23 protein-coding genes are annotated in these 23,636 nt (G+C 60.6%); 4 read left to right on the top strand and 19 right to left on the bottom strand.

Annotation, left to right across the window (positions count from 1 at the left end; translation table 11 throughout):
- Nucleotides 1–10: 10 nt before the first annotated feature.
- Nucleotides 11–430, bottom strand: a complete 420-nt coding sequence (locus tag AB4Z19_RS04470) for an NfeD family protein (RefSeq protein ID WP_442024563.1) — start codon at nucleotides 428–430, stop codon at nucleotides 11–13.
- A gap of 144 nt (nucleotides 431–574) precedes the next feature.
- Nucleotides 575–2,935: a phosphoenolpyruvate synthase gene (gene ppsA, locus AB4Z19_RS04465; protein ID WP_442024569.1), complete on the bottom strand. Its 2,361-nt coding sequence runs from the start codon at nucleotides 2,933–2,935 to the stop codon at nucleotides 575–577.
- 223 nt (nucleotides 2,936–3,158) lie between these two features.
- Between ppsA and ppsR the strand changes: the two genes are divergently transcribed.
- Nucleotides 3,159–4,007, top strand: a complete 849-nt coding sequence (gene ppsR / locus AB4Z19_RS04460; RefSeq protein WP_442034400.1) for a posphoenolpyruvate synthetase regulatory kinase/phosphorylase PpsR — start codon at nucleotides 3,159–3,161, stop codon at nucleotides 4,005–4,007.
- 57 nt (nucleotides 4,008–4,064) lie between these two features.
- Here ppsR and AB4Z19_RS04455 read toward each other — a convergent pair whose 3' ends face one another.
- The 17 genes from AB4Z19_RS04455 to rpsB all read right to left on the bottom strand — a co-directional run bounded on the left by AB4Z19_RS04455 (nucleotide 4,065) and on the right by rpsB (nucleotide 20,722).
- On the bottom strand, nucleotides 4,065–5,261 hold the full coding sequence (locus tag AB4Z19_RS04455) for an EAL domain-containing response regulator (protein ID WP_442034398.1): 1,197 nt from the start codon (nucleotides 5,259–5,261) through the stop codon (nucleotides 4,065–4,067).
- A 22-nt stretch (nucleotides 5,262–5,283) separates the two neighbouring features.
- A complete protein-coding gene (locus AB4Z19_RS04450) occupies nucleotides 5,284–6,069 on the bottom strand; it encodes a TrmH family RNA methyltransferase (protein WP_442025634.1) in 786 nt (261 codons plus the stop codon).
- The gene (gene rnhB / locus AB4Z19_RS04445; protein ID WP_442025633.1) at nucleotides 6,066–6,692 is read right to left on the bottom strand and encodes a ribonuclease HII; all 627 of its coding nucleotides are present in this window, start codon (nucleotides 6,690–6,692) and stop codon (nucleotides 6,066–6,068) included. The genes AB4Z19_RS04450 and rnhB overlap by 4 nt, the downstream gene beginning before the upstream one ends.
- Nucleotides 6,689–7,843 (bottom strand): lipid-A-disaccharide synthase, encoded by a 1,155-nt coding sequence (gene lpxB, locus AB4Z19_RS04440; protein WP_442025632.1) that lies wholly within the window; start codon nucleotides 7,841–7,843, stop codon nucleotides 6,689–6,691. The genes rnhB and lpxB overlap by 4 nt, the downstream gene beginning before the upstream one ends.
- On the bottom strand, nucleotides 7,827–8,618 hold the full coding sequence (gene lpxA / locus AB4Z19_RS04435; RefSeq protein WP_442025631.1) for an acyl-ACP--UDP-N-acetylglucosamine O-acyltransferase: 792 nt from the start codon (nucleotides 8,616–8,618) through the stop codon (nucleotides 7,827–7,829). The genes lpxB and lpxA overlap by 17 nt, the downstream gene beginning before the upstream one ends.
- 2 nt (nucleotides 8,619–8,620) lie before the next feature.
- Nucleotides 8,621–9,103 carry a 3-hydroxyacyl-ACP dehydratase FabZ gene (gene fabZ, locus AB4Z19_RS04430; protein ID WP_442025630.1) on the bottom strand — a complete coding sequence of 161 codons (483 nt, stop codon included), beginning with the start codon at nucleotides 9,101–9,103 and terminating at the stop codon, nucleotides 8,621–8,623.
- Complete coding sequence (gene lpxD, locus AB4Z19_RS04425) at nucleotides 9,100–10,155, bottom strand: UDP-3-O-(3-hydroxymyristoyl)glucosamine N-acyltransferase (protein ID WP_442025629.1); 1,056 nt, start codon at nucleotides 10,153–10,155, stop codon at nucleotides 9,100–9,102. Before lpxD ends, fabZ begins: the two co-directional genes overlap by 4 nt.
- 21 nt (nucleotides 10,156–10,176) lie before the next feature.
- Nucleotides 10,177–10,632 (bottom strand): OmpH family outer membrane protein, encoded by a 456-nt coding sequence (locus tag AB4Z19_RS04420; protein WP_442025636.1) that lies wholly within the window; start codon nucleotides 10,630–10,632, stop codon nucleotides 10,177–10,179.
- Nucleotides 10,633–10,732: 100 nt separating this feature from the next.
- A complete protein-coding gene (gene bamA, locus AB4Z19_RS04415; protein WP_442034396.1) occupies nucleotides 10,733–13,069 on the bottom strand; it encodes an outer membrane protein assembly factor BamA in 2,337 nt (778 codons plus the stop codon).
- A gap of 39 nt (nucleotides 13,070–13,108) precedes the next feature.
- Nucleotides 13,109–14,467 (bottom strand): RIP metalloprotease RseP, encoded by a 1,359-nt coding sequence (rseP, locus tag AB4Z19_RS04410; protein WP_442034394.1) that lies wholly within the window; start codon nucleotides 14,465–14,467, stop codon nucleotides 13,109–13,111.
- Nucleotides 14,468–14,498: 31 nt separating this feature from the next.
- Nucleotides 14,499–15,710, bottom strand: a complete 1,212-nt coding sequence (ispC, locus tag AB4Z19_RS04405) for a 1-deoxy-D-xylulose-5-phosphate reductoisomerase (protein WP_442034392.1) — start codon at nucleotides 15,708–15,710, stop codon at nucleotides 14,499–14,501.
- Nucleotides 15,711–15,721: 11 nt separating this feature from the next.
- A complete protein-coding gene (locus AB4Z19_RS04400; protein WP_442028142.1) occupies nucleotides 15,722–16,555 on the bottom strand; it encodes a phosphatidate cytidylyltransferase in 834 nt (277 codons plus the stop codon).
- A gap of 3 nt (nucleotides 16,556–16,558) precedes the next feature.
- The gene (gene uppS / locus AB4Z19_RS04395; protein WP_442034390.1) at nucleotides 16,559–17,308 is read right to left on the bottom strand and encodes a polyprenyl diphosphate synthase; all 750 of its coding nucleotides are present in this window, start codon (nucleotides 17,306–17,308) and stop codon (nucleotides 16,559–16,561) included.
- A gap of 69 nt (nucleotides 17,309–17,377) precedes the next feature.
- The gene (gene frr / locus AB4Z19_RS04390; protein WP_442028140.1) at nucleotides 17,378–17,938 is read right to left on the bottom strand and encodes a ribosome recycling factor; all 561 of its coding nucleotides are present in this window, start codon (nucleotides 17,936–17,938) and stop codon (nucleotides 17,378–17,380) included.
- Between the two features lie 41 nt (nucleotides 17,939–17,979).
- On the bottom strand, nucleotides 17,980–18,696 hold the full coding sequence (gene pyrH, locus AB4Z19_RS04385; protein ID WP_395398882.1) for a UMP kinase: 717 nt from the start codon (nucleotides 18,694–18,696) through the stop codon (nucleotides 17,980–17,982).
- Nucleotides 18,697–18,909: 213 nt separating this feature from the next.
- The gene (tsf, locus tag AB4Z19_RS04380; RefSeq protein WP_442034388.1) at nucleotides 18,910–19,824 is read right to left on the bottom strand and encodes a translation elongation factor Ts; all 915 of its coding nucleotides are present in this window, start codon (nucleotides 19,822–19,824) and stop codon (nucleotides 18,910–18,912) included.
- 145 nt (nucleotides 19,825–19,969) lie between these two features.
- Nucleotides 19,970–20,722 carry a 30S ribosomal protein S2 gene (gene rpsB, locus AB4Z19_RS04375; RefSeq protein ID WP_442028784.1) on the bottom strand — a complete coding sequence of 251 codons (753 nt, stop codon included), beginning with the start codon at nucleotides 20,720–20,722 and terminating at the stop codon, nucleotides 19,970–19,972.
- Between the two features lie 306 nt (nucleotides 20,723–21,028).
- Here rpsB and AB4Z19_RS04370 point away from each other — a divergent pair, with 306 nt between their 5' ends.
- From AB4Z19_RS04370 to map, 3 genes are all read left to right on the top strand, one after another.
- On the top strand, nucleotides 21,029–21,466 hold the full coding sequence (locus AB4Z19_RS04370; protein WP_442028783.1) for an SRPBCC family protein: 438 nt from the start codon (nucleotides 21,029–21,031) through the stop codon (nucleotides 21,464–21,466).
- An 84-nt stretch (nucleotides 21,467–21,550) separates the two neighbouring features.
- Nucleotides 21,551–22,708 (top strand): DUF2235 domain-containing protein, encoded by a 1,158-nt coding sequence (locus AB4Z19_RS04365; RefSeq protein ID WP_442028782.1) that lies wholly within the window; start codon nucleotides 21,551–21,553, stop codon nucleotides 22,706–22,708.
- Between the two features lie 57 nt (nucleotides 22,709–22,765).
- A complete protein-coding gene (gene map, locus AB4Z19_RS04360) occupies nucleotides 22,766–23,632 on the top strand; it encodes a type I methionyl aminopeptidase (protein ID WP_442028781.1) in 867 nt (288 codons plus the stop codon).
- Nucleotides 23,633–23,636 lie beyond the last annotated feature (4 nt).

The raw sequence follows: 23,636 nt of genomic DNA, 5'->3' as shown, positions 1-23,636 counted from the left end.
TTAACGCCTACTAAGCGCCTACTATAAGGCGGCTGCCGCGAATTTCGCGGATACGGAAGGTGCCCGGCTCGGGCGCTTCGCCCGGTGCGAGTTCAACGTCCCACATCGCGCCGCGGTACATCACACGCGCTGCACGATCCTGCCACGCGGGCACGTGGACGCTTTGGCCGATGTCGATGTTCACGTTTGGGTCGCTGGCCGCGTCGGGCCGCACGGTTTTACCGAAGCGGCTGCGGCGCAGCAGCAGGGTCGCAATCACGCCAACCAGGGCCGCAACCAGCGTCTGGCCGGGCATGTCGATGCGGGCCAACGCAGTCAGCGCGCCGGCGCCCATGCCGATAGCGATCATCAGCAGGTAGAAGGTGCCGGAGAACAGCTCCAGGATGACCAGCACGCCCGCGCCGATCAGCCACATTATCCAATCTGCCATGTCGGTATCTCCTTTAAAACCCACGGCCAAGACCTGGTGGCTGCCACACCGTGGCAGCCACCTTCGTTTTGGGTTCTCGTAAATAAAAACCCCCGCGACCGGCAGGCCACGGGGGTTTCTTAAGCAACGAGGCTTGTCGTTACTTTATTGTTGCATTTCTGCCAGTTTCTGCCAAGTGTCGATCACCGAGTCCGGATTCAGGGACATCGTCTCGATACCCTGCTGCATCAGCCACACAGCCAGTTCCGGATGATCGGAAGGACCCTGGCCGCAGATGCCGATGTACTTGCCCAGCTTGCGGCAGGACTGGATCGCCATCGCCAGCAGCGCCTGCACGGCAGGATCGCGCTCGTCGAAGTCGGCAGCCAGCAGCTCCATGCCGGAATCGCGGTCCAGGCCCAGGGTCAGCTGGGTCAGGTCGTTGGAACCGATGGAGAAGCCGTCGAAGAACTGCAGGAACTGCTCCGCCAGCACCGCATTGGAAGGCACTTCGCACATCATGATCAGGCGCAGGCCGTTTTCGCCGCGCTTCAGGCCATTCTTGGCGAGCAGGTTCACCACCTTCTCGGCCTGGCCCAGGGTACGCACGAACGGCACCATGATTTCGACGTTGGTCAGACCCATCTCTTCACGCACACGCTTCATGGCGATGCACTCCATCTCGAAGGCTTGTGCAAAATCTTCGGACAGGTAGCGCGCGGCGCCGCGGAAGCCCAGCATCGGGTTCTCTTCATCCGGCTCGTAGCGCGAACCGCCGATCAGCTTCTTGTACTCGTTCGACTTGAAGTCGGACAGGCGCACAATCACCTTCTTCGGCCAGAACGCAGCAGCGATGGTCGCCACGCCTTCAGCCAGCTTGTCGATGTAGAACTGCTTCGGCGAAGCGTGGCCGCGCGCTACCGATTCCACGGCCTTTTTCAGGTCCGCGTCGATGTTCGGGTATTCCAGGATCGCCTTCGGGTGCACGCCAATATTGTTATTGATGATGAACTCCAGGCGGGCCAGGCCCACACCGGCGTTCGGCACGGACTGGAAGTCGAAGGCCAGCTGCGGGTTACCCACGTTCAGCATGATCTTGGTCTTGATCTCCGGCAGCTCGCCGCGCACCACGTCGGTCACTTCGGTTTCCAGCAGGCCGTCGTAGATCTTGCCTTCGTCGCCTTCAGCGCAGGACACGGTCACAAAAGTGCCGTCCTTCAGGATGTCGGTCGCATCGCCGCAACCCACAACCGCCGGAACACCCAGTTCACGGGCGATGATCGCCGCGTGGCAGGTACGGCCGCCGCGGTTGGTCACGATGGCGGATGCGCGCTTCATCACCGGTTCCCAGTTCGGATCGGTCATGTCGGCAACCAGCACGTCGCCCGGCTGCACGCGTTCCATTTCGCTTGGATCGTGGATCACGCGCACAGGACCGGCGCCGATCTTCTGGCCGATGGCGCGGCCGGAAGTCAGCACGGTGCCGGTGGACTTCAGCTTGAAGCGCTGCTGCGCTTCGTGGCTCTTCTGCTGCGACTTCACGGTTTCAGGACGTGCCTGCAGGATGTACAGCTTGCCGTCACGGCCGTCCTTACCCCACTCGATGTCCATTGGACGCTGGTAGTGCTTTTCGATGATCACGGCGTACTTGGCCAGTTCAACGATTTCCGCGTCGGTCAGGGAGTAGCGGTTGCGCAGTTCGATCGGTACATCAACAGTCTTCACGGAACGGCCAGCCTTGGCTTCGTTGGTGAATTCCATCTTGATCAGTTTGGAGCCGATATTGCGGCGGATCACAGGCGACTTGCCCTGCTCCAGCATTGGCTTGTGGACGTAGAACTCGTCCGGATTCACGGCGCCCTGCACCACGGTTTCACCGAGGCCGTAGCTGGAGGTGATGAAGACCACGTCCTTGAAACCGGATTCGGTATCAATGGTGAACATCACGCCTGCCGCGCCCACGTCGGAACGCACCATGCGCTGCACGCCGGCGGACAGCGCCACTTCAGCGTGGGTGAAACCTTTGTGCACGCGGTAGGAAATTGCGCGGTCGTTGTAAAGGGAGGCGAAGACGTGCTTCATTGCGTCCAGCACGTTGTCGATGCCGACCACGTTCAAGAAGGTTTCCTGCTGGCCTGCGAACGAAGCGTCAGGCAGGTCTTCCGCGGTGGCGGAGGAACGCACGGCGAACGATACTTCGGAGGTGGAGTCAGCGACCAGACGGTCGTAGAAAGCGCGGATCTCGGACTCCAGGCGCGGCTGGAATGGGGTGTCCACGATCCACTGGCGGATTTCTGCGCCGGCAGCGGCCAGAGAACGGACATCGTCGATGTCCAGGCCTTCCAGTCGTGCCGCGATACGGTCGGCCAGCGACTTGCCACCCGCTTCCGCGTGCGACAGGAAATCGCGGAATGCTTGTGCGGTGGTGGCGAAACCACCAGGCACGCGCACGCCGGCGCCGGCCAGCTGGGAAATCATTTCACCCAGCGATGCGTTCTTGCCGCCGACAGATTCGACATCCGTCATTCGCAAGTTTTCGAACGAAGCCACGTAAACGGCCTCGCTGTTCTGCTCCTTCAATGCTGCGTTGGACATAAAAACACCTTTTTGATGATAGAAATCTTTACGCAGGCATGCCGGCATTCATTCTTGTCATTCTTAGCGCCGTGCAGCACAATCTTACCGTTGGCAAGCATTTTACAGCCTGTAGAGCAAATTGACGATTCGCAAACCTGAAACGACCGTTCTGATGACAGAAGAGCAACGCCCCACTCCGACTACCTGCGCCCGTACCGTGTTTTTTGTGTCCGATGGCACCGGCATTACCGCTGAGACTTTCGGCCATTCGGTGCTGACCCAGTTCGACATGAAGTTCCGCCAGTTCCGCCTGCCGTTCATCGACAACGAGGACAAGGCTTATGACGCGGTGCGCAAGATCAATGAGGTGGCGACCGAAGATGGTGCACGTCCTATCCTGTTTTCGACGCTGGTGAAGACCGAGCTGTCGGCCATCATCCACCGCGCCAACGCCATGCACATGGACTTGTTCCAGACCTTCGTGGTGCCGCTGGAGCAGGAGCTGTGCGTGAAGTCGACCCACACCGTGGGCCGCTCGCACAATATCGTCGATAGCGAGGAATACAAGAACCGCATCGAAGCCATCAACTTCTCGCTGGCCCACGATGACGGGCAGTCCAACAAGAACCTGTCCTCGGCGGATGTGATCCTGGTGGGCGTTTCGCGCTCGGGCAAGACGCCGACTTCGCTGTACCTGGCGATGCAGTACGGGATCAAGGCGGCCAACTATCCGCTGATTCCGGACGATTTCGAACGCGGCAAGCTGCCATCGGCGCTGTATCCGTTCAAATCAAAGATTTTTGGATTGAGTATTGAACCGCATCGCTTGTCGGAGATCCGCAATGAGCGGCGCGCGGGCAGCAAGTATGCGTCGATCGAGAACTGCCGCTACGAGGTGAATGAGGCGGAGGCGATGATGCGGCGCGAAGGGATTCGCTGGCTGTCTTCGACCACCAAGTCGATCGAGGAAATCTCCACCACGATTCTGCAGGAAATCCGTCCCAACCGCTCGCAGTACTAAACCGTCAAAGCAGGTGGCTGCCACATCGTGGCAGCCACCAGGTTCACGCCGTGGGTTTTAAAAGAAGTGGCGCCACTCGTTCAGCCAGTTGGGAATCTCATCCACTGGCATCGCGCTGGCGATGTAATAGCCCTGGGCGTAGGTGCAGCCCAGGCCTTGCAGGAAGTCCCAATCCTGCTTGGTTTCCACACCCACCGCCGTCGAACGGCGATCCAGGCTGCGCGCCAGGCCCAGATAAGACTTGAGCACCGTGCTCAATGCGCGCTTCTTCGACGCGCCATCCACAAAGCTCGGATCGATCTTCAGTTCCGAGAATGGAATCGCCGCCAACAGCTGCAGGTTCGAGCGGCCCGTCCCGTAATCGTCCACGGCCAGACCAAAGCCCATCATGCGCAGGCGCAGCAGGCGCTCGAGGAAGTGCGGAATGGCTGTCAGCACGGCCGACTCGGTAATTTCGAAGGTGATGTAATCCGCCAGGATGCGATGGCGCTCCAGGCAAGCCTTCACTTGCGGGATGAACTGCGGATGCGACAGAGTTGCCGGGTCGACGTTGACCGAGAACGAAATCGGAATGCCCTTGTCGTGCAGCCAGCGGCAGGCCGCAACCGACTTCTCGATCATGTGCCAGTCCAGGAAACCGATGCGGTTGGCCTTTTCCAGCACAGGCACGAAAGCTTGCGGTCCCAGCACGCCATGCTGGGGATGGCGCCAGCGCGCGAACATCTCCAGGCCTTTCAGCTGGCCGGTTTCCAGCTCGATCTTGGGCTGAAAGAAGGGATCGAATTCGCCAGCCTGCAAGCCGCGCGCCACTTCCGCGAAGCTGAACTCCGGCGGGAACGGTTCGGCCGGCGCCGGCGCCGGCGGCGCGTAATTGTCGATCAGGGATTCAAGCTTGGCTGCGCTCAGTGGACGCCCTGTGGTGCCCAGCATGTTCACGCCGTAAGCGCTAGCCATGGTTTCGACCGAAAACAGCACGTCGCCAGTCTGGGTCCCGACCACGATCAGGCCCGCGGCGTGATGCAACTCGCCCATGCGACGGATCAGCTCCAGGCCGTCCATGCCGGGCAGGCTCAGGTCCATGAGGACAATGCTGATGGGAGCGCTAACGCCATTCTCTAGCAGCCGCAAGGCGCTTGGTCCGTCGGCGACCGGGGTGACCTGCTGCGCGTCCATATGGCGCAGCATGCCGACCATCAGCTCGCGCTGGACTGGCTCCCCCTCCGCGACTAAGAAATGCAAACTGGCGATGTCCATGGCTTGTACTCCGAATGATGCGTCAAGCCGTATTTTGCCTTACTTGTTCAAAAAAACATACAGTTGCACAAGCGGCAACATTCAGGGATTCGACTTTGCCGAGGTGGGGAATGACGACTTTGTGTTTCGCCGAAGAGAGCAATTCATCCGACACGCCCTGCCCTTCGTGGCCGAGAATCCAGGCCACGGGCTGTTTCAGGTTCAAGTCGTACAGGCGCTCGGCTGCGTAACCGCTGGTTGCCATGGTGGCGATTTTGGCGCTGGCGACTAGTGGTGCCAGCTCCACATTTTCGTGAATATCGAGCACGAAGTGGGCGCCCATCGCCGCGCGCAGCACCTTCGGCGACCAGCAGAACGCCGTACCGGGACCGCAATACACTTCCTTGATGCCCGCCGCCGCCGCGCTGCGCAGGATGGTGCCGACGTTACCAGGGTCCTGCACATTGTCGAGCAGGACGGCGTTCACGGTCAGCGCGGATGGAATGGCCTTCTGCGGCGTCTCCACCAGGAACATCACGCCGACGCCGTGTTCCACCTGGCTCAGGGCGTTGTACAGCGCGTCCGGCAGCCCAAGCACATGCGCATGTTCGGATTCCAGGCGGCCAACGATGTCGGCCACTTCTGCGTTGTGCAGCGCCGATTCGCTGACGATGCATTGCTCCGGATGGCCACGCAGCTCCAGCCACACCTCACACAGATGCACCCCATCCAGCAGGGTGCGGCCTGCCTTGCGGCGCGCCTGCGAGCTGGTGGCGAGGTGTTTGAGGTCCTTGTACTGCGCGTTGTCGCGCGAGGTGATGTGTTTCATAGGAAGGCATCCCGCTCCAGCAGTTCGCGCACGGGCGCAAAGGAGCGGCGGTGCACCGGCGACGGGCCGTGCTCGCGCAGGCGTTCCAGGTGCAGCGCGGTGCCGTAGCCTTTGTGCTGGTCGAAACCGTATTGCGGATATTTCTTGTGCAGCTTCAGCAGCGCTTCATCGCGCGCCGTCTTGGCGAGGATGGACGCGGCCGAAATGGATTCAATCTTGTCGTCGCCATCGACAATAGCGATGGTCTGGATCTTCATCACCGGACATTTGTTGCCATCGATGAGGGCCAAGGTCGGCACGGTGGACAGCGCATACACGGCCCGCTTCATGGCCAGCATGCTTGCCTGCAGTATGTTCAGGCGGTCAATCTCGGCCTCGGATGCCTTGGCGATGGCCCAGGCAATGCACTGATTCTTGATCAGCGGCGCTAGCTCCTCGCGCTTCAGCTCCGTCAGCTTTTTCGAATCGCGCAGCCCTTCGATGGGACGCTCGCGATGCAGAATCACAGCAGCCGCGTACACGGGACCGGCCAGCGGGCCACGCCCTGCCTCGTCCACGCCGCAGATGATCTCCTCCAGCGAGTACGGCAGGTCGCCAAACAGGTCGGGTTGGGTGTCGCTCATTGTCCGATCACTTTCAATACTGCCGCCGCGCCCTCTTGCGCGCTATTGCGCAGCAGGCTGTAATGCATGTCCGTGAAGCGCTGCGCCAGCTGCAGCCGGTGCGGCGCATCGGTCAGCTGCTGCCACATGGCGTCGGCCAGCGCTTCCGGCGTGGCTGCATGCTGGATCAGCTCCGGCACCACGAATTCGCGCGACAGGATATTCGGCAGGCCAATCCACGGCTGATAACCCATGTGCTTCATCACATGATAGGACGCCGCCATGATTTTGTATGCAATCACCATCGGCTTTTTGAACAGCGCCACTTCCAGCGAGGCGGTGCCGGACGCCACCAGCACGGCGTCGGCGGCGCAGATCGCGGTGTGCGACTGGCCGTCCAGCAGCGTGATTTCCACGTCCTGCAGGCCTGCCTGCGCCACCACTTCCAGGAAGTATTGGCGCAGCTTGTCGCTCGCCATCGGCGCGATGAAGCGCAGCGAGCGGTCGCGCTGCTTCAGCAGCTTGCAGGCGCCGACAAAGGCTGCCGCATTGTATTTGATCTCGCCCATGCGGCTGCCGGGCATCACGCACACCACATTGGCGTCTTCCGGAATGTTCAGCTGGCGACGCGCGGCCGCTTCATCCGGCACCACAGGAATCACTTCCGCCAGCGGATGGCCGACATAGGTGACCGGCACGCCGGCCTGCTTGTAGATCTCTTCCTCGAACGGAAAGATCACCAGCATATGCGAAACAGAACGGATGATTTTCTTGATGCGTCCACCGCGCCAGGCCCAGATCTGCGGGCCGATGTAATGCACGGTCGGAATGCCCGCATCGCGCAGCTGCGCTTCCAGGCCGAGGTTGAAGCCAGGGTAGTCGGCGCCAATGAAACAGGCAGGACGGTCCGCCAGCAACTGGTCGCGCAGCTGGTTCTGGATGCCCTTCAGTTCGCGGTAACGGGGGATGATTTCGAACAGCCCACGTACGGTGAGCTTGTCCATTGGCCAGTGCGATTCGAAGCCGTGGGCTTGCATCGCCGGGCCGCCGATGCCGTGGAAGCGCGCGTCCGGCAGATGCGGACGCAGGCCGCCCAAGAGCCGGCCTGCCAGCATGTCGCCGGAGGGCTCTCCGGCGACGACTGCAATCGACAGGTCAGCGGACGATGCCACGGGTCGCCGTATCGAGGAACTCGCGCATGGCGCGCGCGTGCAGGGCGACTTCCTCAGGCAAGGCCTGCTCGTCCGCCAGCATCGCGGCCTTGGCTTCATCCAGCGTCAGGCCGGAGCGGTACAGGGTCTTGTAGGCCTGGCGAATGGCGTTGATCTGCTCACGCGTAAAGCCGCGGCGCTTCAGGCCTTCGATGTTGACGCCGTGCGCTGCCGCCGGATTACCGTTCAGCAGAACGAATGGCGGCACGTCCTGGGTCAGGCTGGTGCTCATGCCGACGAAGGCGTGCGGGCCGATCTTGCAGAACTGGTGCACGTTGGCGAAGCCGCTCATGATGACCCAGTCGCCAATCTCCACGTGGCCCGCGATCTGGGCGTTGTTGGAGAAGATGGTGTTGGAGCCCACCACGCAGTCGTGCGCCAGGTGCACGTACGCCGAGATCCAGTTGTTGTTACCCAGCTTGGTTACACCCTTGTCCTGCACCGTACCGGTATTGAAGGTGCAAAATTCGCGGATCGTATTGCCGTCGCCGATTTCCAGGCGGGTCGGCTCGCCGTTCCACTTCTTGTCCTGCGGCGCAGCGCCGATGGATGAGAACTGGAAAAACTTGTTGTCCTTGCCGATGGTCGTATGGCCTTCGATGACCACGTGCGGACCGACGACGGTGTTCTCGCCGATGACAACGTTAGGACCGATGACCGAGTACGGGCCAATCTCGACGCCCGCAGCCAGTTCGGCCTTCGGGTCGACGATGGCGGTTGGGTGAACACTCGCCATAATCAAACGCCCGGCTGGCTGGCATCCGCCGCGCTGCGGATGGTGCACATCAGTTCTGCTTCAACGGCTACCTGGCCATCGACCGAAGCGACGGCCTTGTATTTGAAGATGCCGCGCGCCATGCGCAGCACTTCCACGTCCATCTTCAGCTGGTCGCCAGGACCAACCGGACGCTTGAAGCGCGCGTTGTCGATGCCGACGAAGTACACCACCGAATTCTCGTCCGGCTTCAGGCCGATGCTCTTGAACGACAGCAGGGCCGCGGTTTGCGCCATGGCTTCGATCATCAGCACGCCGGGCATCACCGGCTTGTGCGGGAAGTGGCCGTTGAAGAATTCTTCGTTCACGGTCACGTTCTTGATCGCGGTGATGGACTTGTTTTCTTCGTAGCTGAGAACGCGGTCAACCAGCAGCAGCGGATAGCGGTGCGGCAGATAGGCCTTGATCTCGCAGATGTCCATCGTCTTGTTTTCTGTAGTGGTCATGATTCTTCGTGTTTCGTTATCGTTTTAATGGTTTTTTCCAGATCCCGGACTTTTTCCCGCATCGTGTTCAGGTTGCGTACGACGACGGCGGTCTTCTCCCACTCGCTGTGAGTGGTGAATGGATAGAAGCCGGTGTAATGGCCCGGCTCCTTGAGCGTGCGCGGAATCAGCGTACCCGGACCGACGTGCGTGTGATCCGGGATGCTCAGGTGGCCGGAGATCATCGCCGCGCCGCCGAAGGTGCAATACTTGCCGATCTTCGCGCTGCCTGCCACGCCGGTGCAACCCGCCATCGCCGTGTGGTCGCCGATCTCGCAGTTATGCGCGATCTGGATCAGGTTATCCAGCTTCACGCCGTTGCCGATGATGGTGTCGCTCAGCGCGCCGCGGTCCACGGTGGTGTTGGCGCCGATATCCACATCGTCGCCCATCACCACGCGGCCCACCTGCGGAATACGCACATAGACGCCGCCCTCATTGGCGAAGCCGAAGCCGTCGGTGCCGATCACGCAGCCCGAATGCAGGATGCCGCGCTTGCCGATGATGCACTTGGCATGGAAGGTCACATTCGCGAAGAGGTGCGTGCCCTCGCCGATCTGGGCCTCGCGTCCCACGTAGCAGCCGGCATCGATCACCACATTGGCGCCAATCTCGGCGCCCGCCTCCACCACCACCTTGGGGCCGATGTGCGCCGTCGGGTCCACCTTGGCGCCTGGGTCGACCCAGGCGGTCGGATGCACGCCGGCCGGCTTCACCACGGCGGTCTGCGCCTCGAACAGCTGGGCTGCGCGGGCAAAGTAGACGTAAGGGTTCTTGACGACGATGCGCGCACCCTGGTAAGTCTGCGCGACTTCGGGATCGTCATTGGCGTTCAGGATCAGGGCAGCGGCGTGGCTTTGCCCCGCATCTGCGCGGAATTTACTGTTGCTGAGAAAGCTGATGTGAGAAGCGCCGGCGTCAGACAGGGGCGCAATACCGATCACTTCGATGTTCGGGTCGCCCGTTAACTGTCCACCGAGGCGCTCGACCAATTCTCCTAGTCGAAAGCCCATCGGGTGTTCCTATTCTTACGGTTATTTGTCTTTGTCCAGCGCTTCGATGACTTTGTTGGTGATGTCGATGCGCGGGCTGGCCCAGACGGCATCCTGCAGCACGATATCGAAGCCTTCGGTCTGTGCCAGAGCCTTGATGATCCTCGTCGCCTTGTCGGCGATCGCAGCACGCTCCTCGTTGGTGCGCTGATTCAGGTCTTCACGGAATTCGCGCTGGCGGCGCTGGAAGTCACGGTCCAGTTCAAACGCTTCCTTTTGCAGCCGCACGCGGTCCGCCTCGGACATCGTCACACCTTCCTTGTCCAGGCGGGTGTTGGCGGCCTTCAGGCGGTTGGCCATGTCCTGCAGCAACTTTTCGCGCTTGGAGAACTCTTCGGCCAGCTTGTCGCCGGCCAGCTTGGCCATCTTGGATTCATTGTAGATGCGCTCGGAACTGAGCCAGGCGATGCGGGACGACTGCGCGTGCACCGGCGCCATCGCCAGCCAGCCCAGCGCCAGTCCGGCAGCAAACTTGCTCAAAGTTGCGGTTGCAGTCTTCAACTTAACTCTCCGTGACATTATCGTTGCTATGCAGCAATTAGAAGCCAGTACCCATCTGGAACTGGAAACGCTCCAGGCGGTCGCCTACCTTGGCATTCAGGGGCTTAGCATAACTCAACTTGAGCGGGCCCACCGGGGAAATCCAGCTCAAGCCCAGACCGGTCGAGAAGCGCAGCTCGGACAGGCGCATCTTCTGGCCTTCCTGGTAAACCTGGCCGCCGTCGACGAAGCCGAACCAGCGCAGCGAGCGGTCCTGGCCCTGGCCTGGGAATGGCAGCTGCAGTTCGGCGTTACCGATCAGACGCGAAGCGCCACCCAGGGCGTCGAAGGTGGTCGGATCGACCGTACCCAGCGAGGAGCTGTAATAGCCGCGCACCGAGCCGATACCGCCGGCGTAGAAGTTCTTGAAGACCGGGTAAGCCTTGTTGCCGATACCGTGGCCGTAGTCCGCCTCGCCGCGCAAGGCCAGGGTGATCTTGTTGGTGATCGGCTTGTACCACTGGTGTTCATACACCGCGCGGAAGTAGCGCGAATCGCCGATGGCATCCAGTTCCAGGTTGATGCGCTGGTAGCGGCCCAGGGTCGGGGTCAGCGCGCTGTCGCGGCTGTCGCGTGCCCAGGCAGCGGTCAGCGGCACCGAGTAAGCATTGACTTGGCCGACGCCGTCAGCCGGGCCGCCCAGGTCGCGCACGTACTTCTTGAAGTAGGCTGGCGAGGTGGTGTCGGTTTCCACGCTGGATTTCTCCAGACCGATACCGAAGAAGATGGTGTCCAGTTCGGAGAACGGCACACCGAAGCTGATACGGCCGCCGGTCTGCTTGATGTTATACGCGCCGATGTTCACTGCAGGCGGACGCACGGTACGCAGATACAGTTCATAGCTGCGCGACACGCCATCGTCGGTGAAGTACGGATTGGTGTTCGAGAACGCGATGGTACGGCTGTACTTCGAGGTATTCAGTTCCAGGCCCACGGTGTTGCCGGAGCCGGCGAAGTTGGCCTGCTGGATCGCGGCGTTGAAGGCGAACTTTTCCGCCTGCGAGAACGAGCCGCCGATCTGGAAGTTACCGGTCGGTTTTTCGACCACGGCCAGGTTCACGTCCACCTGGTCGGAAGTGCCCTGCGCCTCCGGCGTATCGATGGTCACGTCCTTGAAGTAGCCCAGACGGTCGACGCGGTCGCGCGACAGTTTGATCTTGTTCGCGTCGTACCAGCTCGATTCGAACTGGCGGAATTCGCGGCGGATCACTTCGTCGCGGGTGGTCGTGTTACCCGAAATGTTCATGTGGCGCACATAGGCGCGCTTGCCCGGATCGATGAAGAAGGTGAAGGCCACTTCATGCTTGTCGCGGTCGATTTCCGGGTTCGCGTTCACGTTGGCGAATGCAAAGCCGAAGTTACCCAGGCGGTCGGTGATCAGCTTGTTGGTCGCGGTCAGCAGCGCGCCGGAGTAAAGCTCGTTGCGCTTCAGCAGAACCAGGGAGCGCAGCTCCTCTTCACGGCCGAACATCTCGCCTTCGAACTTGATGTCGGAAACCTTGTACTTGTCACCCTCAGTGATATTGATGGTGATGTAGATGTCCTTCTTGTCCGGGGTGATCGAGACCTGGGTGGAATCCACATTCATCTCGATGTAGCCGCGGTCCAGATAGTAGGACTTCAGCGCTTCGATGTCGCCGGTCAGCTTGGTCTTGGAATACTGGTCGGCCTTGGTGTACCAGCTGAACCAGCCGCCGGTATTCAGCTGCATGGTTTCTTTCAGCTCTTTGTCGCCGAAGGCCTTGTTACCGACGATGTTGATCTGCTTGATGCGGGCGACATCGCCCTCGTCCACTTTGAAGGTGATGTTGACGCGGTTACGCTCCAGCGGGGTCACGGTGGTGACGACCTTCACGCCGTACAGGCCACGCGACAGATACTGGCGCTTCAATTCCTGCTCGGCGCGATCGACCGAGGCTTTGTCGAAGGTCTTGGCTTCGCCCACGCCGATGTCCTTCAGCGCCTTGACCAGCATGTCCTTTTCGAATTCATGGGTGCCGTCGAAATCGACTTTGGCGATGGCCGGGCGTTCTTCCACGATCACCACCAGCACGTCGCCGTCTTTTTCCAGTTTTACATCCTTGAAGATGCCAGTCGCGTACAGGGCCTTGATGGCGGCCACGCTCTTGTCTTCACTGAAGGTTTCGCCGACGCGCACAGGCAGGTAGCTGAACACAGTACCGGCTTCGGTACGCTGGATGCCCTCGACGCGGATATCCTTGACTTTAAATGGTTCAACAGCCAGCGCGCTGCCGGAGCAGATTGCCAGGACGGCGGCGCCGATCAGGCTGCGGCGGAAAGAAGGCAAGGCGAAACGGTCAGAATATAATTTCATCGGCAAATTCAAGGGCTTAAAACATGCGACTGTCTGGTTTTAAAGGAGCCGCGCCACGTCGTTAAAGACAGCCAGTGCCATCAAAGTCACCAGCAAGCCTAGTCCAAGGCGCTGCGCAATCTCCGCAAAATGTTCCGAAACAGGTCGCCCGGTCAAAACTTCCAGCGAATAATACAGCAAATGCCCCCCATCCAGAACAGGAATTGGCAGCAAATTCATAACGCCAAGGCTGATACTGATGAAGGCAATGAAGCTCAGATAGCTGACGGCGCCGATCTTTGATGTCTGGCCGGCGTAATCGGCGATGGTGATAGGGCCGGTCACGTTCTTCCAAGAGACCTCGCCGGTAATCATCTTGCCGATCATGCGGATGGTCAGCACGCTGGTATCCCAGACTTTGACCACCGCCTTCTGCAGTGCTTCGACCGGACCGGAAGTCACAACGATCATATCGGGCATGCCGATGACTTCCGCTTTGATCTTACCGATTGTTACAAGGCCTTTACTGGAGCCATCCGGCACCGCTTCCGGCGTGATTTGCAGCGACAGCGGCTGGCCATTGCGCAGGCCCTCGATCGTCACCGTGCGGCCAGGTGCGCGCTGGATGGCGTTCAGGAAGGCCGTGGTATCGGGAACCGACTCGCCATCCACTTCAGTGATCTTGTCGCCGGACAGCAGTCCCGCACGTTCAGCGGCGCCGCCCGGCAGCACCTTGCCGATCACGGCTGGCGGACGGGCGTAGTTGATACCGACTGCAGCCGGCACATCGCCTTCCAGATCGACTTTGGCAAAGGCTTCGGCGGGAATGTTCAGGGTTTTGGCGCCATAGCCCGGACGATCAGCATCGATGCGGGCGCCCTGCTTGTTGATGGCGGCCTGGATCATCTGCCAGCGCAGCTCGGACCAGCCCTTCAAGGCATGGCCATTGATGGCGGTGACGACGTCGCCGCGCTGCAGACCGGCGATGGCGGCCGGCGTATTGGCGCCCGGCGCACCGACCTTGCTGCTTGGTTCTTCGATGCCGTACATGAACAGGCCGGCGAACAGGACTATGGCCAGCAGGAAGTTGGCGATCGGGCCGGCGGCCACGATGGCGATGCGCTTCCACACATTCTGGTGCATGAATTCGCGTTTCAACTCGGATTCCGGGAAGCCCTTCAGATCCTGCTCGCGGGCGTCCAGCATCTTCACATAGCCGCCCAGCGGCAATACGGAGATGGCCCACTCGGTCTGGTCAGGGCCGACCCGGCGCGACCAGATCACTTTGCCCATGCCGACCGAGAAGCGCAGCACCTTCACGCCGCACCAGCGCGCGACCATGTAATGCCCCAGTTCGTGGAACACGATCAGGGTGCCGAGGCAGACTGCAAAAGCGATCAGGGTGCGAATCAGTTCCATGATATTTACCCTATAACCCCTGTCCCCGGGGTCAGACCCTCAGGGTTTGCCCCTGGTTTGCGGTTTTCGGCAGCGCGGCGATAACACGCTCCGCCGCCGCACGCGCCAGGGCATCCTGCGCCATCACCGCTTCGATACTGGACGCAGCGCCATGCGCTACTTCGTCCATCACGGCGGCGATGACGCGGTCGATCTGGCGGAAACCGAGGCGCATATCCAGGAAGGCGGCCACTGCCACTTCATTGGCCGCGTTCAGCAGGGTTGGCGCCGTACCGCCTGCGTTCAGTGCGTCGTAGGCCAGCTTCAGGCAGGGGAACTGCACGAAGTCCGGTTTCTCGAACTGCAGCATGCCGACTTGCGCCAGGTCCAGCTGCGCTACGCCGGAGGCGATACGTTCAGGATAGGCCAAAGCCTGCGCAATCGGGGTGCGCATATCCGGATTGCCCAGTTCCGCCAGCACGGAGCCGTCGTCATAGGACACCATGGAATGCACCACCGATTGCGGGTGAATCACCACTTCGATCTGCGCAGCCGGTGCGCCGAACAGCCAGTGCGCCTCGATCACCTCCAGGCCCTTGTTCATCATGGTGGCCGAGTCCACCGAAATCTTGCGGCCCATCGACCACTTCGGATGCTTGCAGGCCTCGTCCGGCGTAACGTTATCCAGGGTGGCGACATCGCGCTTCAGGAAAGGACCGCCGGATGCGGTCAGCAGAATCTTGGTCACGCCCGCCCTGGCAGGCACGCGGCCATAGCCCATCGGCAGGCACTGGAAGATCGCATTGTGTTCCGAATCGATCGGCAGCAGCTGGGCGCCGCTTTGCGCGATGGCGTCCATGAACAGCTGGCCGGACATCACCAGCGCTTCCTTGTTTGCCAGCAGCACCTTCTTGCCGGCGCGCGCAGCGGCCAGGGTCGGCGCCAGGCCGGCCGCGCCGACGATAGCAGCCATCACGGCATCCGTTTCTGCGGCGGAAGACACGGCGCACAGCGCTGCCTCGCCCCACTCCACTTCGGTGCGCGAGCCGGCTGCACGCAGCAGCGCCTGCAGCTGCTCGGCAGCGGCGGCCGAGCCGACCACAGCGCGCGCCGGTTTGAACTGGATGCACTGCGCCGCCAGCGCTTCCACGCGGCTATGCGCCGTCAGCGCGTACACGGAGTAACGGTCGGGATGGCGGGCAATCACGTCCAGCGTCGAAACGCCGATGGAACCGGTAGCGCCGAGAATGGTAATGCGTTGCATGGTCTTCCTTTTTACAGCCAGCCGGAAATCAGGGCCGCCACTGGCAGCACCGGTACCAGCGCGTCGATACGGTCCAGCACACCGCCGTGGCCCGGCAGCAGATTGCTGCTGTCTTTCAGGCCCGCGCGGCGCTTCAGCATGGATTCAAACAGGTCGCCAACGATCGACGCGGCGACAATCACAGTCAGCACGGCCAGCGTAATCGCCCAGCCCATCTTTGCCTGCAGTTTGACGGCGAAAGTGTCCTGGAACAGCGGTACGGTGCCCGCAGCCAGCACAGTCAGCGAGGCGATCACCAGCACGGCGACCCAGCCGCCAATCGCACCTTCCCAGGATTTGCCCGGCGAAATGGACGGCGCCAGTTTGCGCTTGCCGAATGCCTTGCCCGCAAAGTATGCGCCAATGTCGGCAATCCACACCAGGGCCATGGCCGAGATCAGGTAGACCGGCGAACGCTGATACAGCACCAGGATGGCGACGAAGCAGGACACCAGGGTCACCACATACACCATGCTCAGCATCAGATTGCCGACGCCTTCCAGCGGCGGCAGGCCAAGCTTGAGGGATGGCGCAAAGCGCAGCAGCCAGATGGCGGCGCCGATCGCCACCCAGAAGCGGGCCTGGTCCAGGCCATTATTGAAGAAGAAGGTGTAAGCGAAAGCGCCGGCCCAGAATAAGGCAATGACGATGGCGGCGCGGTTCCTGAAGAGACGGAAGGCCTCCCACGACGCGGCGCCGAAGAACAGCGTCACCACCACGGCCACCGCCGGGTAGTAATTGGAAAACAGTACAGGCAGCAGCACCGCCAACAGCAGTACAGCCGTGATGACTCGTGTCTTCAGCATATTTTATTTTTTCTCTGCGACCTGGTCGCCGGTGCGGCCGAAACGGCGCTCGCGGTTCTGGTAGGAGGAGATGGCCTCATCCAGGCGCTCAGCGTCAAAATCGGGCCAATACGTATCGGTGAAATACAGCTCGGTATACGCCAGCTGCCACAGCAGGAAATTCGAGATGCGCTCTTCACCGCCGGTGCGGATGAACAGGTCCGGTTCCGGCGCATAGGCCATGGACAGGTACGGCGCCAATTGCTCTTCCGAGAAATCGGTCTGCCCCGGATGTTCAGCCACCATCTTGCCGATGGCCTGCATGATATCCCAGCGTCCGCCATAGTTGGCGCACACGGTAACCGTCATACGGGTGTTGGCGGCAGTCTTGCGCTCGGCGGTGGCGATCATGTCCTGCAGCTTCTGGTCGAAGCGGCTGAGGTCACCGACCACTTTCAGGCGGATGTTATTGGCGTGCATCTTGGCCACTTCGCGTTCCAGCGCAGTGACAAAGAGTTTCATCAGCAGGGATACTTCCTCTTCCGGACGGCGCCAGTTTTCGGAACTGAAGGCAAACACCGTCAGGTACTCGATGCCGCGCGCGGCGCAGGCTTCCACCACGGTGCGCACCGCTTCCACGCCTTTGACGTGGCCGGCCACTCGGGGCAGGAAACGCTTGGTCGCCCAGCGCCCGTTGCCGTCCATGATCATCGCCACATGGCGAGGCACTTTGGGCGATTCGGGAACCGCGGTCGTCGAACTCGTATATTTCATAGATACGTATACTTAAAAAACCGGGGACGACGGGGGCAAACGCCCTCGCCTGTCCCCGGTTTCGTAACCTTAAACGGTCAGGACTTCCTTTTCTTTTTCGGCGACGGTCTTGTCGATGTCGGCGATGAACTTGTCGGTCAGCTTTTGAACCTCGTCACCGGCGCGGCGCTCTTCGTCTTCCGAGATGGCTTTGTCTTTCACCAGCTTCTTCAGGCCTTCGTTGGCGTCACGGCGGATATTGCGGATCGCGACCTTGGCATCTTCACCTTCGCCCTTGCACAGCTTGACCATTTCCTTGCGGCGCTCTTCGGTCAGCGGCGGGGTCGGCACGCGGATGGTGTCGCCCTGTGCGGACGGGTTCAGACCCAGGTCCGCATCGCGGATGGCCTTCTCGATGGCGGCGCCCATTTTCTTTTCGAACGGGGTTACGCCGATGGTACGGGCGTCCATCAGGGTCAGGTTGGCGACCTGGTTGATCGGGGTTGGGTTGCCGTAGTAATCGACCATCACATGGTCCAGGATGCCGGTGTGGGCACGGCCGGTACGCACTTTAGCCAGATCGCTCTTCAGCGTCTCCAGCGACTTACCCATCTTGTCCTGTGCGTTTTTTTTGATGTCAGCGGTAGACATTGCTGCTCTCCTGTTGCTTGAGTTTACTCAGTTTATATTGTTTATACGTGAACAAGTGTACCCTCTTCCGCGCCCATGATCACGTTCATCAACGCGCCCGGCTTGGTAATCGAGAATACTTTGATCGGCAGTTTCTGGTCGCGGCACAGCGCAAAGGCGGTGGCGTCCATGACCTGCAGGTGCTTGGCGATCGCTTCGTCGAAGCTGATCTTGTGGTACAGGGTGGCGTTCGGGTCTTTCTTCGGGTCGGCGGTGTACACGCCGTCCACCTTGGTGGCCTTCAGCACGATTTCCGCGCTCATTTCCGAACCGCGCAATGCTGCAGCAGTATCGGTCGTGAAGAACGGGTTGCCGGTACCGGCGGCGAAGATCACGACCTTGCCTTCTTCCAGGTACTGCAGCGCTTTCGGGCGCACGTAAGGCTCAACAACCTGTTCAATGCTGATGGCGGACATCACGCGGGCGGTGACGCCGATGTGGCGCATGGCGTCGGCCAGGGCCAGTGCGTTCATCACGGTGGCCAGCATGCCCATATAGTCCGCGGTAGCGCGGTCCATGCCCTGGGCGCCTGGCGCCACGCCACGGAAGATATTGCCGCCGCCGATCACGACAGCGACTTCCACGCCCAGTTTCGCGACCTCGGCCACGTCTGCCACCATCCGCTCGATCGTGCCCCGGTTGATGCCGTATGGATCGTCGCCCATCAGGGCTTCGCCAGACAATTTGAGGAGGACACGCTTGTAGGCAGGTTTAGACATGAGCTGGGGCTCCTTTAAATGTATTCGGTGAGGCTACGGCGGCAATGATAACGGAAATACCACAAGCCGCCGGGAAATTCCGATTTGTCAGGCTTAAATATTACTTAACAAATCTTAAAACCTGAGGCGAAGGCCTGGTGGCTGCCACGATGTGGCGGCCACCTGCTTTGCGCCTCGGGTTAAAAAAACGGGCCTTGCGGCCCGTTTTCTTGATTAAGCGCCTTTCGACGCAGCCATTTGGGCTGCCACTTCTGCCGCGAAATCGTCCACTTTCTTTTCAATGCCTTCGCCAACCACGTACATGGTGAAGCCCTTGATGGTGGTGTTTGCTGCTTTCAGCATCTGCTCAACGGACTGCTTGTCGTTCTTCACGAAAGCCTGGTTCATCAGCGACACTTCTTTCAGGTACTTGGCAACCGAGCCATCGATGCGCTTGGCAACGATGTCAGCTGGCTGAGCTGGCTTGCCTTCGGCAGCAGCTTTAGCCGCATCTTCGTCGGACTTGGCCTTGGCAACCGAACGCTCTTTTTCGATCAGGTCGGCAGGAACTTGCTCAGCGGACAGAGCCACTGGCTTCATTGCAGCGATGTGCATTGCCACGTCTTTACCAACCTGGTCGTCGCCACCTTCGAAGTCGACGATCACGCCGATACGCGCGCCGTGCAGGTAGGAAGCCAGCTTGCCGGTGGTTTCGAAACGCTGGAAGCGACGGATCGACATGTTTTCGCCGATTTTGCCAACCAGGGCAGCGCGCACTTCTTCCAGGGTCTGGCCGTTGCCAGCTGGCAGTGCCAGCAGGGCTGCAACGTCAGCCGGATTGTTTTCAGCAGCCAGCTTGGCAGCCAGGTTCGACATTGCCAGGAAGTCGTCGTTCTTGGCCACGAAGTCGGTTTCGGAGTTCACTTCAACCAGGGCGCCCACGTTGCCGGCGATGTAAGCAGCGACCACGCCTTCAGCGGTGATACGTGCGGATGCCTTGGCAGCCTTGCCGCCCAGCTTAACGCGCAGAATCTCTTCTGCTTTGTTCATGTCGCCGTCGGCTTCGGTCAGTGCCTTCTTGCACTCCATCATTGGCGCGTCGGTCTTCGCGCGCAGTTCGCCAACCATTGCTGCAGTAATTGCTGCCATGTGTTTCTCCTGTATTCGGTGGGTACTGTTTTTGCCAGGCTGGCACCTTGTGGCTGCCAGCCCGACGGAAATCTGTTTAAAAAAAAGGGGGAGCTGTTGGGCCACCCCTTTTCAAGCTGTTCCCGCTTCTCAGCGGATCAGACAATTAAGCCTGCTCGTTCACTTCCACGAACTCGTCACCGGCTGCAGTCTTGATGGATTCCAGGACTTCAGCGGAGGCGTTGGCACGGCCTTCCAGGATCGCATCTGCCACGCCGCGGGCGTACAGGGTGATCGCTTTGGAGGAGTCGTCGTTGCCAGGGATGACGTAGGTCACGCCTTCTGGGGAGTGGTTGGTATCAACCACGCCGATGACCGGGATACCCAGCTTGGCAGCTTCGGTGATCGCGCCCTTGTGGTAGCCAACGTCCACCACGAAGATTGCGTCAGGAACGCCGCCCATATCCTTGATACCGCCGATGGATTTCTGCAGCTTGTCCAGTTCGCGGCGGAACAGCAGTGCGTCCTTCTTGGACAGCTTTTCCACGGAACCGTCTTCCATCGCAGCTTCCATGTCTTTCAGACGCTTGATCGAGGTCTTGATGGTCTTGAAGTTGGTCAGCATGCCGCCCAGCCAACGCTGGTCGACGAATGGCACACCTGCGCGCTGAGCTTCAGCGGCGATGATGTCACGGGCTTGACGCTTGGTGCCCACCATCAGGATGGTGCCACGGGAAGCAGCGATTTGACGCACGGTCTTCATCGCGTCCTGGTACATGGCCAGGGTCTTTTCCAGGTTGATGATGTGAATCTTGTTGCGGTGGCCGAAGATGAACGGAGCCATCTTTGGGTTCCAGAAACGGGTTTGGTGACCGAAGTGGACGCCGGCTTCCAGCATTTCACGCATCGTTACAGACATTTTTTACTCCAGGGTTGGGTCTGGAATCCTCCCAGTCACCCTTGCGGGCACCCTTGTCGGGGGGATTCGGGTTTATAAAAGTAAGAAGATTTACAACATTGCAAGACACGAGGTCAGGCAACCATAGATTCTACCTTGGAATTGGCTCTCCGGGCAAGTTCGGCGACCGCTTTGGCCCGGTCATGACTTGCAGTGTTATTGCAAAACACGCAAGATGATCGGAAACTTTTTTCGGACGACGTCGATTTTCGGGAATCCGGCGCGTCGTGGAGTTACAAACCCCTCATTTTAACGAAAGGTTCTGCCATGTCCACGCACACCATCCGCCTGCACCGCGTTCTGCGCACCACTCCTGAAAAAGTCTACAAGGCCTGGACCACGGCCGCGGCCTGGAACAAATGGCTGCCGCCGTTCGGCTATGTCGGCGAAGTCCACGAGCAAGACCTGAAGGTGGGCGGCAAGTACCGCATGTCCTTCACCGACATCGGCACCGGTTTCACCCACTCCTTCGGCGGCGAGTACAAGGAACTGAAGCAGAACGAGCGCCTGAGCTACACCGCCGTGTTCGACGATCCCAACCTGCCAGGTGAAATGCGCACCACCGTCGAACTGCGCGCTGTCTCCTGCGGCACTGAAATCAATGTGGTGCAGGAAGGCGTGCCGGCCGTGATTCCGGCCGAGCAGTGCTACCTGGGCTGGCACCAGTCGCTGATCCAGCTGGGCCTGCTGGTCGAGAATCAATAAGGCGATAGTGAGTATTGGGGAGAATTCCGGGATCTGAAAAGGACGACAATTGTCAGACTAATCCTACAACAAGGGGAGTCCGACATGAAGAACATCATTTTCTGCGCCGATGGCACCTGGAATTCGCCCAATCAGGACGAAGACAAGGACGGCGTCCCCGACCCGACCAATGTCTTCAAGCTGTTCGTCACCCTCGCCGGCCATCCTGTCGCCGGCAGCATCCTGCTGGCCAAGGAACAGGAATCCGAACTGAGTGAAGGCCCGGCGAAAATTCAGGTCGCCAAGTACATTCACGGCGTAGGCGACTCCAGCAACGCGATCGGCCGCCTGATCGGCGGCGCTTTCGGCTCAGGCCTGATTTCGCGCATCGTGCGCGGCTACACTTATATCTCGCGCCATTACGAACCTGGCGACAACATCGTCATCGTCGGCTTCAGCCGCGGCGCCTACACGGCGCGTGCCCTGGCCGGCCTGATCGCCGCCAAAGGCCTGCTGCGCGACGCCACCGAAAATGACAAGGAAGGCGCTTACCGGCGCGGCGCCCAGGCCTGGTATCAGTACCGCCACGATTGCCTCAGCAAGAACAGGAAATTCGACATCCTGGCGCGGCTGGGCGAAGCCATCGCCGACCTGCCCGCCTTCGTCAGCCAGAACTCGCTGAAGAAGGAAGACTTTGTCCAGCTCACCGCGCCGGTCGGCGCCGTCGCCGTCTGGGATACGGTTGGCTCCATGGGCATCCCGGCCTACCACCGCGACGCCCGTTCCGATACCTTCAAGTTCATAAATAATGATCTTTCGCCCGAGATCAAAGTCGGCCTGCACGCCATCGCCCTGGATGAGCAGCGCGTGGACTTCACGCCCACGCTCTGGAACGCACGGGCGGGCGTGACGCAGATGGTGTTCCCCGGCGCGCACGCCGACGTCGGCGGCGGCTATCCCCAGGCCGGCCTGTCCGATGCGGCGCTGCAGTGGATGATCGAACAGCTCTCCACGCTCACGCCCCCAGTCCTGTTCCAGAATCCCGGCCCGCTGGCATTTAAGCCTGATTTCAAAGGCGATGCGCATGAGCCATGGAATATGGACCCGTGGAATGTGCTGCACCCGCGCGTCGCGCTGCGTGAACTGGACCAGGCGAAATTCAAGCTTCTGGCCCATCCGTCCATCGACCAGCGCCGCCAGGCCGGCAATGTGCGCACCAACCCCGGCGAACCGGGCAAATACGACCCGAAAAACTGGCGCTGATCCCCCCGCCCTCCCCAGAGGGGCAGAACGCCCGCTTCTGCCCCTTCGTTTATAATCTTGCTGATAACGCGTCCCCGCGTGCACCAGACAAGATTGCAGAATCAAATGACCATTTCCATCAAAACCACCGAAGACATCGAAGGCATGCGCCTGGCCGGCCGCCTCGGCTCCGAGGTGCTCGACTACATTACCCCATTCGTCAAAGCCGGCGTCACCACCGGCGAGCTGGATCGCCTGTGCCATGAATACATGGTCAACGTACAGGGCACCGTCCCTGCCCCGCTGAACTACTGCCCTCCCGGCTACACGCCGTATCCAAAGGCGATCTGCACGTCCGTGAACGACGTGATCTGCCACGGCATCCCGGGTGACAAGGTGCTGAAGAACGGCGACGTGGTGAATCTCGATATCACCGTCATCACCAAGGACGGCTACCACGGCGACAACAGCCGCATGTTCTTCATCGGCGCGCCCTCGATTCTGGCCAAGCGCCTGTCCGACATCACTTACGAGTGCATGTGGCTGGGCATCGAACAAGTAAAGCCGGGAGCCACGCTGGGCGACATCGGCCACGCGATCCAGGTGCACGCCGAGAAAGCCGGCTACAGCGTCGTGCGCGAGTTCTGCGGCCACGGCATCGGCAAGGTCTTCCACGAAGAACCGCAGATCCTCCACTACGGCAAACCGGGTACCGGTCCCAAGCTGGAGGCAGGCATGATCTTTACCATCGAACCGATGATCAACGCCGGCAAGCGCGAGATCAAGGAAATGCCGGATGGCTGGACCATCAAGACCAAGGACCGCAGCTTGTCCGCGCAATGGGAACACACCATTCTCGTGACCGACACCGGCTACGAAGTGCTGACCCTGTCCGCAGGCAGCCCGCAGCCACCGGCCTTCATCACCCAAAAAGCAGCAGCGTAAATCC

This window comes from Pseudoduganella sp. RAF19 (assembly GCF_052114165.1).
Lineage (GTDB): Bacteria > Pseudomonadota > Gammaproteobacteria > Burkholderiales > Burkholderiaceae_D > Rugamonas.
This window is presented reverse-complemented; position numbering and strand designations above follow the sequence as displayed.

Excerpts from the sequence above, each read along its gene's own strand:
- AB4Z19_RS04470 (WP_442024563.1), bottom strand. The coding sequence starts at position 430 with ATGGCAGATTGGATAATGTGGCTGATCGGCGCGGGCGTGCTGGTCATC.
- ppsA (WP_442024569.1), bottom strand. The coding sequence starts at position 2,935 with ATGACGGATGTCGAATCTGTCGGCGGCAAGAACGCATCGCTGGGTGAA.
- ppsR (WP_442034400.1), top strand. The coding sequence starts at position 3,159 with ATGACAGAAGAGCAACGCCCCACTCCGACTACCTGCGCCCGTACCGTG.
- AB4Z19_RS04455 (WP_442034398.1), bottom strand. The coding sequence starts at position 5,261 with ATGGACATCGCCAGTTTGCATTTCTTAGTCGCGGAGGGGGAGCCAGTC.
- AB4Z19_RS04450 (WP_442025634.1), bottom strand. The coding sequence starts at position 6,069 with ATGAAACACATCACCTCGCGCGACAACGCGCAGTACAAGGACCTCAAA.
- rnhB (WP_442025633.1), bottom strand. The coding sequence starts at position 6,692 with ATGAGCGACACCCAACCCGACCTGTTTGGCGACCTGCCGTACTCGCTG.
- lpxA (WP_442025631.1), bottom strand. The coding sequence starts at position 8,618 with ATGGCGAGTGTTCACCCAACCGCCATCGTCGACCCGAAGGCCGAACTG.
- fabZ (WP_442025630.1), bottom strand. The coding sequence starts at position 9,103 with ATGACCACTACAGAAAACAAGACGATGGACATCTGCGAGATCAAGGCC.
- lpxD (WP_442025629.1), bottom strand. The coding sequence starts at position 10,155 with ATGGGCTTTCGACTAGGAGAATTGGTCGAGCGCCTCGGTGGACAGTTA.
- AB4Z19_RS04420 (WP_442025636.1), bottom strand. The coding sequence starts at position 10,632 with ATGGCGCCGGTGCACGCGCAGTCGTCCCGCATCGCCTGGCTCAGTTCC.
- bamA (WP_442034396.1), bottom strand. The coding sequence starts at position 13,069 with ATGAAATTATATTCTGACCGTTTCGCCTTGCCTTCTTTCCGCCGCAGC.
- rseP (WP_442034394.1), bottom strand. The coding sequence starts at position 14,467 with ATGGAACTGATTCGCACCCTGATCGCTTTTGCAGTCTGCCTCGGCACC.
- ispC (WP_442034392.1), bottom strand. The coding sequence starts at position 15,710 with ATGCAACGCATTACCATTCTCGGCGCTACCGGTTCCATCGGCGTTTCG.
- AB4Z19_RS04400 (WP_442028142.1), bottom strand. The coding sequence starts at position 16,555 with ATGCTGAAGACACGAGTCATCACGGCTGTACTGCTGTTGGCGGTGCTG.
- uppS (WP_442034390.1), bottom strand. The coding sequence starts at position 17,308 with ATGAAATATACGAGTTCGACGACCGCGGTTCCCGAATCGCCCAAAGTG.
- frr (WP_442028140.1), bottom strand. The coding sequence starts at position 17,938 with ATGTCTACCGCTGACATCAAAAAAAACGCACAGGACAAGATGGGTAAG.
- pyrH (WP_395398882.1), bottom strand. The coding sequence starts at position 18,696 with ATGTCTAAACCTGCCTACAAGCGTGTCCTCCTCAAATTGTCTGGCGAA.
- tsf (WP_442034388.1), bottom strand. The coding sequence starts at position 19,824 with ATGGCAGCAATTACTGCAGCAATGGTTGGCGAACTGCGCGCGAAGACC.
- rpsB (WP_442028784.1), bottom strand. The coding sequence starts at position 20,722 with ATGTCTGTAACGATGCGTGAAATGCTGGAAGCCGGCGTCCACTTCGGT.
- AB4Z19_RS04370 (WP_442028783.1), top strand. The coding sequence starts at position 21,029 with ATGTCCACGCACACCATCCGCCTGCACCGCGTTCTGCGCACCACTCCT.
- AB4Z19_RS04365 (WP_442028782.1), top strand. The coding sequence starts at position 21,551 with ATGAAGAACATCATTTTCTGCGCCGATGGCACCTGGAATTCGCCCAAT.